The organism is Acinetobacter sp. 1294243 (assembly GCF_000588015.1).
Lineage (GTDB): Bacteria > Pseudomonadota > Gammaproteobacteria > Pseudomonadales > Moraxellaceae > Acinetobacter > Acinetobacter pittii.
This window is the reverse complement of sequence record NZ_JFXG01000006.1, coordinates 71,174-86,494: the sequence shown is the minus strand read 5'-3', so window position 1 is coordinate 86,494 and position 15,321 is coordinate 71,174. Positions and strand designations below refer to the sequence as shown.

The following is a 15,321-nucleotide window of genomic DNA, read 5'->3' as shown; positions in this document are numbered from 1 at the left end:
AAAGAAAAGCCCATAACGGGCTTTTCTTTGATTTATATCGTTTAGAAAGGAAGACGGGTAAGCTGGTCTAAGAAATGTGGAATAACTTTAGGTTCAAGTAAAATGGTTACGATGATCCCGTAAGCTGCACCCCACAAATGAGCGCTATGGTTGATATGACTATTACCTCGCTTACCAGCCCAAATACTGTACGCCACATATAAAATAGCGAAAATAATAGCGGGTATAGAAATGAAGAATACAAAAATCAGCTTCCATGGCTGAAACAGAATATAAGCAAATAAAACCGCTGAAACAGCACCTGAAGCGCCTAGACTGGCCCAGTTCGCATCATTTTTATGTTGTAAATAGCTTGGCAAAATCGCAAAGATTAAGCCACCTAAGTAAAACAACACAAAACCCATGTCGTAAAAATATTGGCGATAAAAGCTTTCAATAATACTGCCAAAGAAAAATAGGGTAATCATGTTGAAGAGTAGATGTGTTCCATCAGCATGAATAAAGCCATGAGTAATGAATCGATCAATTTGTCCACGTTGCATTGCAGGCGGCCAAAAAATCAATCGGTTCATTACATTTTGATTGCTAAAAGCAAGTAAAGAGATAATGACCGTAATAATAATAAGAGTAACTGTATGGTTAAACGGCAAATGCAACATAAGAAATATTTAAAAAATGATCAATACTGAGGTCAATAATGCCATTAAAAACTTAACTTGAAACCCTGTTGTGTATAAATCCGACAAATTTAGTTGATTTTTTTTAAATCTACCTCATCTTCGGTTAATATAAAGGCATCAGCTTGAGGAATATTGTTATGTCGACTGAGAACACCAACACTGCTGTTGCAGAAGAAATTCCAAACCTTTTGATTACACCATCTGCACAAGAGTATTTGCACGATTTACTAACGAAGCAAAATACTCCGGGAATTGGCGTTCGAATTTTTGTTGAGCATCCGGGTACGCCACGTGCGGAATGCTGTATGGCATATAGTGCGCCAGAAGAAGTGATCCCAACGGATTATAAGCAGGACTATCCTGATTTTCCTGCGTATATTGATGCGCCATCTATTCCTTATCTTTTAGATGCCGTAATTGATTACAACAAAGACCGTTTTGGTGGTCAGCTCACTTTCCGTGCTCCAAATTCTAAAGTTCCACGTGTTGGTCCAGATGCTTCGATTGAAGAACGTATTACTTACATTCTTCAGGCAGAAATTAACCCAGGTCTTGCAGGGCATGGCGGAAATTGTAGCTTGGTAGAAGTACAAGATGACCCAGAACACGGTTTAACTGCTGTATTGAAATTTGGTGGTGGTTGCCAAGGTTGTTCTGCAATTGATGTTACCTTGAAACAAGGTGTAGAAACTACTTTAAGAGAGAACATTCCTGAGCTTCAACGTGTGGTTGACCAAACAGACCATACACAAGCTGAAGGTGCTTACTTCAAATAATTAAATTATTTGAAAAGTAAAATAAAAAAGCCTCGCAATGAGGTTTTTTTATTATTCAATATAAATAATGATAATTATTATCAATATCATTTGTAATTTTATTTATCTTTGTTACAATGCGGAACTGAAAATGAGAGATGTTTAATAAATCAATATATTGGGAATACTTATGTCGAAGCGTATTATCCAGTCAGTGCTTTCTGTTTCAGTACTGGCAAGTATGATGTCTATGGCTTATGCTGCACAAAATGAGCAAGAACAAGCTGAAAAAGCATTAGAAAAGCCTGCTGAACCAGTGAAATTGGAAACAATTTTTGTAACAGCTGAAGAGCAGGTGAAGCAGTCGCTCGGCGTATCAGTAATCACCCAAGAAGATTTAGAAAAACTACCAGTTCGTAATGATATTTCTGATTATGTGCGCCGTATGCCTGGTGTCAATTTAACAGGTAACAGCGCAACAGGTCAGCGTGGCAATAATAGACAAATTGATATCCGTGGAATGGGGCCCGAAAACACGCTTATTTTAGTGGATGGAAAACCAATTAATTCTCGTAATTCAGTCCGTTATGGCTGGAAAGGAGAGCGTGATACACGAGGGGACTCAAACTGGGTGCCAGCAGAAGCAATCGAATCGATTGAGGTTTTACGTGGTCCAGCAGCAGCTCGTTATGGCTCTGGTGCGGCAGGTGGTGTGGTTAACATCATTACTAAAAAAGTGACTAATGAAACCCATGGCTCAGTAGAGTTTTATACGTCACAGCCTGAAGACTCTAAAGAAGGTGCATCAAATCGTGTTGGTTTTAACGTAAGTGGGCCACTGATCAAAGACGTTTTGTCTTATCGTTTATATGGTAATTACAATAAAACAGAAGCTGACGATGTTGATATTAATAAATCAATTGGTAGTACCGCAGCTGGGCGTGAAGGCGTTAAAAATAAAGATATTTCAGGTCGTTTAGCTTGGCAGGCAACAGATCAGCAAACTGTTTTGCTTGATGTCTCTTCTAGCAAACAAGGTAATATTTATTCTGGTGACTCTCAGTTAAATGCAAATGCTGAGGCGGATGCGATTCTTTCAGAACTTATTGGTAAAGAAACCAATACTATGTACCGTGATAGCTATGCATTAACACATGAGGGGGATTGGTCTTGGGGTAAGAGTAAGCTCGTTGCTCAATATGACAAAACGCATAATAAACGTCTTCCAGAAGGCCTTGGCGGTAGCACGGAAGGAAAAATTAATAATCTTGATGATAAAGCCACTTCACGTTTGGAAACTCTTCGATTTAATGGTGAAGCCAATATTCCTTTTGAATATTATGTACCGCATGTATTAACACTTGGTACTGAATGGGTTGAAGACAGATTTAAAGATAATGTATCGACAAACCAAGGGAAAGACAGTAGTGGTTCAGGTTATGGCGATCAATTGGCTAAAGGCGATCGCAGTAAAATGGAGTCACGTATTGCTTCTGCATATGTCGAAGATAACTTGAAACTCACAGACAGTACAGATGTCGTATTAGGCCTGCGTTTTGATGACCATAGTAAATCTGGTTCTAACTGGAGCCCAAGCTTAAATATTACCCAAAGACTTAACGATTATTTCACTTTAAAAGGTGGGGTAGCAAAAGCTTATAAAGCACCGAATATGTATCAAAATGCTGAAGGGTATTTATTAAGTACAAATGGCAATGGTTGTCCGGCCAATATTGAGTCACGTTGCTTGTTACAAGGTAATGGTGATTTAAAACCAGAAACTTCGGTAAACAAAGAGCTTGGTATCCAGTTCCAAAAAGATATCGTGAATGCAAGCTTAACTTGGTTCCGCAATGACTATAAAGATAAAATTGTGGCTGGTACAAATGTGGTTGGAACAGTTGATGGTTCAAGTACCAATGCAAATACAGGAGCTGTGACCAATACCAAGTGGAATATCTTACGTTGGGAAAATACGCCTAAAGCATTAATTCAAGGTTTTGAAGGAAGCTTAGGATTAGACTTCGGTGATATCCGCTGGACTAATAACTTTACGTATATGATGGATTCAAAAGATAAACAAACAGGTAATCCATTATCTTTAGTTCCAATCTATACAATTAACTCAATTTTTGATTATGACATCACAGATCAGTTAGATGTAAATTTTGTATTTACTCAATATGGTCGTCAAAAATCACGTCAGTTTGCAGAAAGTAGAATCGAATCAGGGATTGGTTCAGGTGGAGTAAATTCTGCGCTTAAGCCAAGTACTGTAAAAAGCTATAGTACCGCTGGAATCAATGTCGGTTATAAATTTTCAGACAATATAAGTACGCGTGTTGGTGTGAGCAACTTGTTTGATAAACAAATTTTACGAGACAGTAATTCAATCAGCCAAACTTATAATGAACCAGGTCGAGCTTATTACGCTTCTTTAAAATATTCTTTCTAATCAATACAAAAAACAAAGGCGCTTTAAGCGCCTTTATTTTTTAAAATATCTAATGTTTTTTCAGAATAATAAAACTTTTCTAAGTAAACACGGGCACGGCGTCTTAAATGTCCTGTTGTAATTAAATGCTGTAATACAGGCACAAGTAACGTGGTCAGCTCATGTTGCACTAAGCTTTCATCGATATTGAGGTCACGAAGTAACAAGTCAAAACTACGCTCTTGATTACGTGCATACCAAGTATAAATACCATCATGTACTTGTTGTTTTAAATAATCAGTTTGGCGAATGTGGTCCCAGATTTCATGCCCTAAACCAACCGTTTTTGATAAATCTTGAGTTTCTATATAATTTTTTAAAACAGAAAGTGGCATAGTTTTAACTTTATGCCAAACATTTGCCTGAAAATGGTAGAGCTTATCATTGTCAAAATGTTGGTTTAAAACACGCTCACTCATTTGGCTGAGTTTTAAAATATTCTTTTGCAAATAATGATTAATCGTATCGTCCAGATTGGAATCGGTTACTGTTTCTAAAACAGATTTCCCCATTTTCATAAAACGACCTACACCTGGTACACGCTTTGACATTGATTCATCTAAATAATCATGCATTGTTTGCTGAATCAGTTGCGTGAGCAGGGCCGAAAAAGCAGGATTATTCACAATCGTTTTAATCAGTTTTTTACGGTGCTCTTCTTTACTTGCAACGTATTGTGCAATTCGGTCAATCGTTAGAACAGGAATAACATCTTCAACAGTTGCGCTTTCATTTGCAGGATGAATCAATGCAAAGCGAATATGCTCAGCAATTTGTTCAATCAGGAAATCAGAAGCAGGCGTATCTAAAATCTGCTTTTGAATGAGCTGTTGAATTTGTTCAAAAGTCCACAGATGTTGTAATTGCCGACTCCCCAACCAATGATAAAATTGCTCAAACTCTTGCTGGATCACCTGAGTCTGAGCAAATTGCTCATCTAAAAAATCTAGATGAGCTTCAATAAGTTTTTCAATAAGTGGTTGGGTAGACATAAGGTCTCACAAGTCCGAAGTTTTATTAAGGTGTGGTCGTTTTTGACGACTGATTTGTTTCTACTTTAAGTAAAAACGGTAGATATTGTTGCATAACCAACTGTTCAGCTTCCAATATTGGCATATGACCTACATTTTCTAAAATAACTGGAGGCTGAGCATTCTTTAAAAGTCGTTTTAGTTCACTTGCTACTTCGACATTAATAATCTTATCTTGTTTGCCCCATAGAATGAGCGTCGGTGCATCGATCGTTTTGGTAAGTACCGCAAAGGAGTCTGGTGTATAGACTTTATTAAGTGCAATCAATTGATCAACCAGTTTTTGTGTTTGAGGTGCCTGATCAATCATCAACTTTTCTTGAGCTTGAAGAAACTCTTTAGGAATAAACGGAGGATTAAACATGGTTTGTTTTAATAAATAATTAAAGTCACCTTTTTTAGACACTAAAAGTTGTTTGAGGTAAGCAGGATCTTTTAAATAAATTGTATTGGCTGAGCGAAAAATACCGCCGCTATCTACTAAAAATAAACTTTTCGTTTCAAATGGATATTGTCCAGCATAGAGTAGGGCAATAGAGCCGCCGAGTGAGTGCCCAGCAATATGAATTGGACCTTTTAAATTTGCAGCCTCAACAAAGCGACGTAACTTTTCAGCAAGATTTGGTACAGAATAATCGAAGTCTTGAGGAACGATAGTTTCACCACTACCCGGTAAATCAGGAATAATGACATGGTAATTTGTGGTGAGATAACGAGCCACTCGGTTCCAGTTATCACGGCTACCCGCTAAACCATGAATAAGGAGTAAAGTCGGTTTTGTTGTAGAGCCGCCTTCGCTATATGACCAAGTCACATCACCGACTTTTAAGCTTTTGCTTTGTAGGCCTGCCCAGCTACGTTCTTGCTGTAATACATTCTGGAATGTCACATCAATATTATCGGCTGCCTGTGTTTGAGAAATAATCATCACTGACAATACGCTACAAGCCAAAGTCAGGGCGGTAGCAGTTTTTTTCATAGAGGCCATAATTGATGTGGACAGCCTTGTCATAGATTTCATCCTTGAAGCTTAAGCGAGTTTGAAAAATTATTGAAAAACTTTGCCAATGAGTCATTTGCCAAATGTTTGGAATGAAGAAAATTATAGTCAATCCGAGAACCAAAGTATGTCTATTTTTTCACTAAACAGTAGTGAATATGCAGTGAGCTCTACATTAAAACAGGTTAAGTATTTTTAAATTTTTTCATAGAAAAGGATTTATTTTTTGTCAGTGACATTCAAATTTTGACACATTAAAATGATTTCCAACCTTGAAAAAACAATGGAAATATAAAATGCCTACTGCGCAAGAAGTTTTAGATCGTCTGAAAGCCGGTAATCAACGATTTGTAAATGGAAATACTTCCCTTGCAAAAACCTTATCTCATCAAGAACGCGCTGAAATGGCAAAGGATCAAAATCCGTTTGCAATTGTACTTGGCTGCTCAGATTCTCGTGTTCCAGCAGAGATGGTATTTGACCAAGGTCTTGGTGACTTATTCGTAATCCGTGTAGCTGGTAATGTGGTTGCACCTTCACAAGTCGGTAGTGTTGAGTTCGCAGCAGAGCGTTATGACTGCCCAGTTGTAGTTGTATTAGGACACAGCCATTGTGGTGCGATTCAAGCAACAATTGATACGTTAATGAATCCTGATCCCCCGCCATCATCTAACCTAATGTCGATTGTGAACCGCGTTCGTCCATCAGTTGAAATTTTAATGCAGACTGACTTAAAAAATGATTTGAAAAAATTATCATGTCATGCGGTACGTTCAAACGTTTTTGCTTCTGTAAATCAATTACGCCATGGTTCAGCGGTGTTAGAGAGCCTGATTGCAAAAGGTGAATTAATTGTTGTTGGTGCAGAATATTCACTCGAAACAGGTGAAGTTACTTTTTTTGATTTCTGATCATATTAAAAAGAATGCTTAAAGATAAAAGGTGCCTATAGGGCACCTTTTATATATGGGTAAGCTAAATTAAGTAGTTTTGACTGCGCTTGAGCATTGGGATGAATCAAATCATTTTGCATAAGCTGTTTTTGACCAGCAACACCATCTAGAAAAAACGGTAGTAGTTTCACCTGATATTTTTGACTTACAACTTTATAATTATTTTCAAAAGCTTTGCTATACGCAGCCCCATAATTTGGCGGAATCTTCATGCCAAAAAGAATAACTTTGGCTTTTTGTTTCTGGCTTAATTGAATGAGCTGATCCAGATTCTTTTGAATCATTTGAGGTGGTTGACCACGCAAGCCATCATTCCCGCCTAATTCAATCACGACAACATTGGGCTTATAAGTCTGTAATAACTTAGGTAATCGAGCTAAAGCACCGCTTGTTGTTTCTCCACTAACACTTGCATTGACCACTTTGTGTTGTTTGGGATACTGTTGGTCTAAACGTTTTTGCAGTAATTGTACCCAACCTTGTTTGGGATCAATTCCGTAACCGGCACTAATACTATCTCCTAAAATTAAAATAGTTTTCGCCGATACAAGCATGGGCAGCATACTTAATGAGATGAGCATGATGCTTTTAGAACCAATCAAAAAAGATTTAGACATTTGTACTTCGACCCTGATTCTGAATACATAGGACTTTTCACATCATGCCACAACCCATCATTGCTGCCCATCAAGTTACACAAACTATTCAGATTAACCAAAATCAGTTTACGATTTTAAAAGATATTGATTTAGAGATTTTTGAAGGGGAACAGGTAGCAATTACGGGACGTTCCGGCTCAGGTAAATCAACCTTACTAGGAATTTTGGCGACTTTAGATCAACCGTCTGAAGGAGAAGTCTGGTTGTGTGGTCAAGCTGTTCATCAGTTAACAGAGGAACAACGTGCCCAAATCAGAATGCAGCATATTGGTTTTGTATTTCAGTCTTTTCAACTTCTGCCTCAGTTGAGTGCGCTTGAAAATGTGATGTTACCTTTACGATTACGTAAAGACTTTGATTATAAAACAGCGGAGAAAAAAGCTTTAGATTGGTTGCATCGAGTAGGGCTGAGTCGTCAAGTTGAACAAACGCCTAAAGTCTTATCTGGTGGCGAGCAGCAGCGTGTAGCCATTGCACGCGCTCTCATTGCAGAACCACAAATTATTTTTGCGGATGAACCGACTGGAAACCTAGATGGTCAGACGGCACAAGAAATCGAAAGCTTGCTCTTTGATTTAAACCGAGAGTTAGGTACGACTCTGATTTTGGTGACCCATGATCGTAATTTAGCAACCCTTTGTCAGCGTCATGTTGAGTTAGATGATGGCCGACTAAAGACAGTACAGGGTGGTTAAGCTATGCGTAATCTTCTCAAACCACTTTTGCTACAGAGTTTTCGTACGGGTGGATTATATCTACTCATTATTGCTTTATCGCTTGCGATTAGCGCAACGACAGCCCTGAAATTTAGTAACGATCAAGTTAAAAATGCAGTAAGTCTGCAAGCTTCACAAATGCTGGGTGCTGATTTAGTTCTGTCGAATAACGAGCCTATCGAGCAGTCGTGGAAAAAAAGGGCAGAGCAGCTAGATCTAAAACAAACCAATGTCACTATATTTAGCTCGATGGCACATACCCAAGATCAGTTTGTCATGGTGAATGTAAAGGCAATTGAGCCTTTATTTCCACCCAGAGGACAGTTGGAAATTGAGCCAAGCGCTAAAGCAATTCAATCTGGTGAGGTTTGGCTAAGTCAAAGAGCAGCCGATTTACTTAAAGTAAAGCTAGGAGATACTGTTTCTATTGCTGATGGTACCTTCCGTTTTAGTGGCGTGATTGTGCGTGATTCAAATCAAGAACTCGGTTTTTCAGGCTTTTCTCCAACCGTTATTATTCATCAAGCCGATATTGCTAAGACTCATGCGATTCAGATAGGGAGCAGAATTGACTATCGTTTATTAATGGCAGGTAGCCCTGAACAGGTTCAGTCATTTTCAAAGCAATTTAAGCAACAGCATCAACCATCTAAAGAACCAGATGAAACGGCAGGGTTGCGTTTACGTGATGCGAGTGAATCAAATAGTCGGTTATTACGCCCGCTTGAAAACCTAGATACCTTTTTGCAATTAGCCAATATTTTAACGATTTTGTTGTGTGGGATTGCCATTGCTTTAACGAGTCAAAGATATGTTCAGCAAAACCAAGATCATATTGCACTTATTAGATGCTTAGGCGCCAGTAAGTTCCAAATCTTGTGGGCATATATTGGATTGCTTTGTATTGTCAGTGCGATTTCAATTGTGCTGGGAAGCCTATTAGGTTTAATCATGGGGTTTGGCCTGCTGCAACTTATGCTGCAATTGATTCCTCAATTAGAGTTAAGTTTTTCGGTTGTACCTCTTTTGGTCGGGCCTTTACCAATTGCGATTTTTACCAGCGTGATTGTGCTGCTTGGTTTTATTTTGCCAAGCATTTGGGAGCTTTTAAATACCCCTCCAATTCGTGTTATTCGGGAGCAAGCCAAATCTCGCAAATCTTTATTTTTTATGTTTTTTGCAGGAATCACTAGCCTAGTCGTTTTTAGTTTGGTATTGAGTGAAAACTTAATGCTCAGCATTCTGGTTTTAGCAGCCATTATTGTTCTTTGTATTTTGCTTTACACTGTTGTTTGGCTATTGCTTCGCAGTTTAAAAAAGCTGAAAAATCGTTTGTCTTTTTATATTCGTTCGCCATCGCAAAGCGCCTTACAAATTACTGCATTGGCTTTAGGCTTAAGCCTCATTACAGTACTCAGTGTATTAAGAACAGATTTATTAGAGCGTTGGCAACAACAACTTCCGGAAGGAACACCGAATCAATTTGTTTATGGATTGCCTCCATTTGATTTAAAAGCCTTTGAGCAACAGTTAAAGCAACATGGTTGGCAAAGCACCCCGTTATACCCAAATATTCGTGGCCGATTACTGGCTAAAAATGATGTACCTTTTTCAGAAGAGGCTATAAAGCAAAATAATTCTTTGCGCCGTGAATTGAATTTAACACAATCAAATCAATTGCCGAATGACAACGTAATTACAAAAGGACAAGCTCAGTTTAATGGCGTAGGGCAAGTTTCAGTCGAAAGTAAAACTGCCGAAAGTTTGGGAATCCAAATTGGAGATAAGCTTACTTTTGGTTTGCCCGAAGGCAACTTACAGGCCAAAGTTGTGAATTTCCGGAGTGTCGAGTGGGAAAGTTTTAGCCCTAACTTTTTCTTTATTTTTTCACCTAAAACCTTAGACGAAAATGCTGGAAGTTATTTAGGTAGTTTCTATGTGCCTAAGCAAGATCAACCTAAAATGATCACTATTATTCAGCAGTTCTCAAATACAGTATTTATTGATGTTGACCGGATTTTAGATGAAGTAAAACGCTTAATGAATGTTTTGGTCAAAATAGTAACTGTACTGGCAGCGTTAGTCGGTTTTTCTGGAATATTGGTACTGATTGCATGTTTAAACCTGTTAATGGACGAGCGACGCCGTGAGGTTGCTTTACTGCGCTCATTTGGTTTATCTAAAAATAAAATGAAGCAAATGCTCAGTTTTGAGATTGGTTTCTTAGGTCTGCTAGCAGGCATAGTTGCCTGCTGTTTTGCAGAAGTGATTAGTGCGATCGCAAGCTATAAAATGAATATGGCAATACAGTGGCATATTGAAATATGGCTGATTTTACCAATTGGCATGATGCTGGTTTGTGCGCTGATTGGTCGTTATCGACTAGGCTATCTCTGTAATTTGCCACCTTTACAAAGTTTAAGAGAATTAAACCAAGTGTAGTTTAAGGAATAATGTCAGGGTTCTGGATGATGATTTCATGCCATAGGGGAAGCAACGGTGAGTTGAGCTGTACACAGTACATATAAAAACCACCTGTAATTACAACTGCTCCTAATAAGCCTAAGATTTTGAGCACATTTTTTAACTTGCTGACATAGCTTAAGTACCACATCAGTGCAAGAAATGCTCCAATAATCATGCCGCCAATATGCGCGGCATTATTAATACCTGTTGCGACAAAACCAAAAATAAGGTTGATGGCCATAACCATTAATAAAGCTTTTTTATCGAGTATGTAGGCTTGATGCGGAAGCGGGGGAAATAGAGAAAGTACTGTTAACGCAGCACCTAATCCCATTACGGCACCCGAAGCACCTGCACTGACATGAGGAAGTAAACTTTGATCGAAATGTTGCAGTAATTCATGCCCATTTTGAATAGTCATATAGCTACTGAGAAGGCTACCAAATAAGCCAGCAAGTAAATACATACCTATAAAATAGAAGCGACCAAATAGTGACTCAGCTACATTACCGAAAATATAGAGGGCCCACATGTTAAGCATGAGGTGAACAAGACCAAAATGAAAAAACATGCTGGTAAATAAGCGTTCGGGCTGCCCAGTAAAAGTAAGTGGTGTAAAATCAGCGCCCCAATGAATAGCATCTTTCATGACTGGGTCGCTAATATCGACACCAGTCGCAATTTGCCAGACAAACAAACTTACATTAATCAAGATCAGTAAGGCGGTCAGCCACCAAGTTTGTACATTGAGTTTACGATTAATGTGCGGAGGCTGATATTGAGTCATGCTATGCTTTTGTTATATATGAACATGCTTAACAGCTTAACATGAAAAAAGTTGAATACAGGAGATCAGGACGAACATGAAAGCTTTTATTGTTCGCGTGTTGTTAATTTTTATTGGGGCAATTCTCCTTATTCAGCTTTGGATTTTCTCAAGTTTAGTTTGGTGGCGTACACATGAAGTCGATACCACCATGTTTATGCGAATTGATTATTGGTCAGATACCTCAGAGCCGATCATTCATGAATGGCTTGACTATGATGATATTAGTGACAATTTTAAACATGCGATTTTAGCTGGGGAAGATGCAAAATTCATCCATCACCATGGTTTTGACTGGGATGGCATTCGTTTTGCACTAGAGCGGAATAATGAAGAAGGCGAAGTGGTTGCTGGTGGTTCTACAGTATCTCAACAACTGGCAAAGAATTTGTTTTTATACAATAAGCGTTCGTTTATTCGTAAAGGCCAAGAAACTATCGCAACTTGGATGATGGAGCGGATGTGGTCAAAACGCCGAATTCTTGAGGTATATATGAACTCTGTTGAATTTGGCAAAAACCGATATGGTGTAGAAGCAGCCGCGCAATATTATTATGGTAAAAGTGCGAGAAGCTTAACGCGTGAACAAGCTGCTTTTTTGGCCGCATTATTGCCTGATCCGAAATATTATCAAGATCACCGCAATGATCGTAAACTACAGTATAGAAAACGCGTTATTCTACGTTATATGAATAGCACCCAGATTCCCGAATAATGATGTTTTAAAGATGTGTAAATTTTTTAGTTTTTACCAAATTGTCATATTTTTGCAGCATACTGTTTTATAGAGATTTTGGCTGGATAGAGAATTGAGTTAGACATGAATACAGCGATTACACCAACGACCCCAACAGAATATAGTTATAATGACCGTTACATAAATCGTGAATTGTCTATTCTTGACTTCCATTTGCGTGTATTGGAGCAAGCGGTAGACCCTTTACATCCATTACTTGAGCGAATGAATTTCTTGCTCATTTTTTCACGTAATCTAGACGAGTTTTTCGAAATTCGTGTTGCAGGGGTGATGGAGCAATTTTCTCTGGGCAATGAGAGTCGTAGCCCTGATGGTTTGACGCCAAGACAAGTCTTACAAAAAATCTCTGAAACTGCTCACGCTGCGATTGAACGTCAATATCGTATTTTAAATGAAGAAATCTTACCTAAATTACGTGAAGAAGATATTTGCTTCCTCCGTCGTGGTGAACTAACGCCAGCACAGTCAGCTTGGATTAAGAAGTATTTTCAAGAACAAGTTGCACCTGTATTAACCCCAATTAGCTTAGATCCAGCGCATCCGTTCCCACGTCTCGTAAACAAGAGCTTAAACTTTATTATTACCTTAGAAGGTAAAGATGCTTTTGGCCGTCAAATTGATTTAGCCGTGGTTCCAGCCCCACGTTCATTACCTCGCGTTGTACGACTGCCAGATGAGTTAACAGGTGGTAAAGAACATCACGTCATGCTATCTGCAATTATCCATGAGCATGTGTCCGATTTGTTCCCTGGCATGACAGCAACAGGATGTTATCAATTCCGTGTTACACGTAATGCAGACTTGGCATTAAATGAAGATGTTGAAGATTTAGCAAAAGCTTTAAAAGGTGAATTAAGTTCTCGACGTTTTGGCCGTGCTGTTCGCTTAGAAGTAACTCATAACTGTCCGCAGCATATTTATGAGTACTTATTAGAAGAATTTGATTTAACCGATGAGCAGTTATACAAAGTTGATGGACCTGTAAACTTAGCTCGTCTGGTTTCAAATTTTAAACGCCCTCATTTGCGTTATGACTCGCATACGCCGATTGTGCCTAAAGTGTTTAAAAAGACCGAGAACATTTTCTCTGCAATGCAGAAGCAAGACATTTTACTTCATCATCCTTTTGAATCTTTCGCACCCGTGATTCAGCTACTTCGTGAAGCTGCTCGCGATCCACAAGTATTGGCAATTAAGCAGACGCTTTACCGTAGTGGTGCTGACTCTGAAATTGTACAGATTTTGGCGGAAGCAGCGCGTAATGGAAAAGAAGTGACCGCAGTTATTGAATTGCGTGCCCGCTTTGATGAAGAATCAAATATTGAAGTAGCTAACGTTTTACAAGAAGCGGGGGCTGTCGTTGTTTACGGTATTGTTGGTTATAAAACTCACGCCAAAATGATTATGGTGGTGCGCCGTGAAAATAACAAACTTGTGCGTTACGTTCATTTAGGCACTGGTAACTACCATGCAATGAATGCTCGAATTTATACCGATTATGGTCTCATGACGACCGATAAAGATCTCTGTGAAGACGTGCATCGTATCTTCCAAGAGTTGACTGGTATGGGCAAAATGGCGAAATTGAAAAAGCTATTACATGCACCATTTACCTTACATGCTCAGCTCATCAACTTTATTGATGAAGAAATTGCCAATGCTAAGGCAGGACGTAAAGCTCAAATTATTGTGAAAGTGAATGCCTTAACGGAAGTTCAATTGATCAATAAATTATATGAAGCATCTCAAGCAGGTGTTCAGATTGATTTGATTATTCGTTCTATTTGCTGTTTACGTCCAGGTTTGCCTAACTTATCAGAAAATATTCGTGTACGTTCAATTGTAGGGCGCTTCCTTGAACATACCCGTGTTTATTACTTCAGCAATAATGGTGATGCGCGTATTTACTGCTCAAGCGCAGACTGGATGGATCGTAATTTATTTAACCGTGTTGAAGCATGTTTTCCTGTGGAAGATCCTGCATTGAAAAAACGTATTTATCAACAAGGCCTAGTGAACTATTTGCAAGATAACCAGCAAGCTTGGTTGTTACAGTCAGATGGTACTTGGGTACGTGCTGAGCCAGCAGAGGGTGAAAAATTGCATAATGCTCAAAGAGTACTATTAGAAATGATTAAATAATAAGTTTTAAATTTAATTAAAAAAGCCGACAAAATGTCGGCTTTTTTAATTCACTGAAATTCAAAATAATTTAATTAGTTTTTCTAAATGGTTGTTGGGTATACGATAATAAGTTGAAGCACAGCAAGATGTTTTTAAAATATGTGATTTTTTCCATAAAACATTGAATTTTATAAATATACAAATCATGTGAAATCTACTTTAATACGCCGCATTAAATATACTTAACTTCGGTAAATGAATAAGATGCAATGCTTTATTAGAAATTTACTTATTAGAATACTTTTGGGGATAATGCCAGTGACCGCCTATGCAGATCAGAAGTGTTATGGGGATATCATCGTATTTCAAAGGTTTGATGATCAAGCGATATATCCTTATTTTGCACCCGTTTCCAGTGATAAAACTAAAAAGAGTGAGGTAAGGAATAAAACAATAATCATCCAAAAAAGAAAACAAAAGCAAGATGAGTTTTTAACGCAAAAGAAAAATGAGGAAGTTCACACAAAAAAAGTAGAAGAAAAGAAAAATTCTGAAAATAAAAAACAACTTGATGCTGCGATCGCTAAAGAAATTTTAGAAAATGGTGAAAAAAAGTGGATGGTTCAGGTTGCATTAGCAGCTAATCAAAATAAAGCAAATCGGGTTCAATCTCAGCTTGAAGCAAAAGGCTATAAGGTTGTCACTAGTTCAACCACTAAAGGAATACGCGTCATGATAGACCCAGCCAATGACTATGCTATCGCACAAATTATTAGAGAAAAAATTATTGCCGATAATAGTTTGAATATGCCGTCTGCTTGGGTGTTTAAGTGGGCATCGCTTACAGCTCAGTAAAACAA

14 protein-coding genes are annotated in these 15,321 nt (G+C 38.3%); 8 read left to right on the top strand and 6 right to left on the bottom strand.

Annotated features, from left to right (window positions below):
• Positions 1–41: 41 nt before the first annotated feature.
• Entirely contained in the window at positions 42–659 is a 618-nt protein-coding gene (locus J655_RS13355) for a rhomboid family intramembrane serine protease (protein WP_032052482.1), read from the bottom strand.
• A 158-nt stretch (positions 660–817) separates the two neighbouring features.
• Between J655_RS13355 and nfuA the strand changes: the two genes are divergently transcribed.
• Together nfuA and J655_RS13345 are read left to right on the top strand one after the other, a co-directional pair.
• The gene (nfuA, locus tag J655_RS13350) at positions 818–1,456 is read left to right on the top strand and encodes a Fe-S biogenesis protein NfuA (protein ID WP_002117617.1); all 639 of its coding nucleotides are present in this window, start codon (positions 818–820) and stop codon (positions 1,454–1,456) included.
• Between the two features lie 169 nt (positions 1,457–1,625).
• On the top strand, positions 1,626–3,890 hold the full coding sequence (locus J655_RS13345; RefSeq protein WP_032052481.1) for a TonB-dependent siderophore receptor: 2,265 nt from the start codon (positions 1,626–1,628) through the stop codon (positions 3,888–3,890).
• 23 nt (positions 3,891–3,913) lie between these two features.
• Here J655_RS13345 and J655_RS13340 read toward each other — a convergent pair whose 3' ends face one another.
• Both J655_RS13340 and J655_RS13335 read right to left on the bottom strand, forming a co-directional pair.
• Positions 3,914–4,921: a hypothetical protein gene (locus tag J655_RS13340; protein ID WP_032041999.1), complete on the bottom strand. Its 1,008-nt coding sequence runs from the start codon at positions 4,919–4,921 to the stop codon at positions 3,914–3,916.
• 25 nt (positions 4,922–4,946) lie between these two features.
• Positions 4,947–5,972, bottom strand: coding sequence for an alpha/beta fold hydrolase (locus J655_RS13335; protein ID WP_005802979.1), 1,026 nt, complete (start codon positions 5,970–5,972; stop codon positions 4,947–4,949).
• A 284-nt stretch (positions 5,973–6,256) separates the two neighbouring features.
• Here J655_RS13335 and J655_RS13330 point away from each other — a divergent pair, with 284 nt between their 5' ends.
• The gene (locus tag J655_RS13330) at positions 6,257–6,871 is read left to right on the top strand and encodes a carbonic anhydrase (protein WP_032032996.1); all 615 of its coding nucleotides are present in this window, start codon (positions 6,257–6,259) and stop codon (positions 6,869–6,871) included.
• A 35-nt stretch (positions 6,872–6,906) separates the two neighbouring features.
• Here the strand turns inward: J655_RS13330 and J655_RS13325 are convergent, their stop codons facing one another.
• The gene (locus tag J655_RS13325; RefSeq protein WP_005129345.1) at positions 6,907–7,530 is read right to left on the bottom strand and encodes an arylesterase; all 624 of its coding nucleotides are present in this window, start codon (positions 7,528–7,530) and stop codon (positions 6,907–6,909) included.
• Between the two features lie 44 nt (positions 7,531–7,574).
• On the opposite strand from J655_RS13325, the gene J655_RS13320 reads away from it, so the two are divergent.
• Complete coding sequence (locus J655_RS13320) at positions 7,575–8,267, top strand: ABC transporter ATP-binding protein (RefSeq protein WP_005802976.1); 693 nt, start codon at positions 7,575–7,577, stop codon at positions 8,265–8,267.
• A gap of 3 nt (positions 8,268–8,270) precedes the next feature.
• Positions 8,271–10,730 (top strand): ABC transporter permease, encoded by a 2,460-nt coding sequence (locus tag J655_RS13315; protein ID WP_032005875.1) that lies wholly within the window; start codon positions 8,271–8,273, stop codon positions 10,728–10,730.
• A gap of 1 nt (position 10,731) precedes the next feature.
• Here the strand turns inward: J655_RS13315 and J655_RS13310 are convergent, their stop codons facing one another.
• Entirely contained in the window at positions 10,732–11,541 is an 810-nt protein-coding gene (locus J655_RS13310; RefSeq protein WP_005802972.1) for a rhomboid family intramembrane serine protease, read from the bottom strand.
• A gap of 76 nt (positions 11,542–11,617) precedes the next feature.
• On the opposite strand from J655_RS13310, the gene mtgA reads away from it, so the two are divergent.
• On the top strand, positions 11,618–12,295 hold the full coding sequence (gene mtgA, locus J655_RS13305) for a monofunctional biosynthetic peptidoglycan transglycosylase (RefSeq protein WP_002117784.1): 678 nt from the start codon (positions 11,618–11,620) through the stop codon (positions 12,293–12,295).
• Positions 12,296–12,400: 105 nt separating this feature from the next.
• A complete protein-coding gene (gene ppk1 / locus J655_RS13300; RefSeq protein WP_032052480.1) occupies positions 12,401–14,479 on the top strand; it encodes a polyphosphate kinase 1 in 2,079 nt (692 codons plus the stop codon).
• Positions 14,480–14,539: 60 nt separating this feature from the next.
• On the opposite strand, the gene J655_RS24570 is transcribed toward ppk1, so the two are convergent.
• Positions 14,540–14,668, bottom strand: a complete 129-nt coding sequence (locus J655_RS24570; RefSeq protein WP_078210343.1) for a hypothetical protein — start codon at positions 14,666–14,668, stop codon at positions 14,540–14,542.
• 57 nt (positions 14,669–14,725) lie between these two features.
• Between J655_RS24570 and J655_RS13295 the strand changes: the two genes are divergently transcribed.
• Positions 14,726–15,316: an SPOR domain-containing protein gene (locus tag J655_RS13295; protein WP_005802968.1), complete on the top strand. Its 591-nt coding sequence runs from the start codon at positions 14,726–14,728 to the stop codon at positions 15,314–15,316.
• Positions 15,317–15,321: the final 5 nt, after the last annotated feature.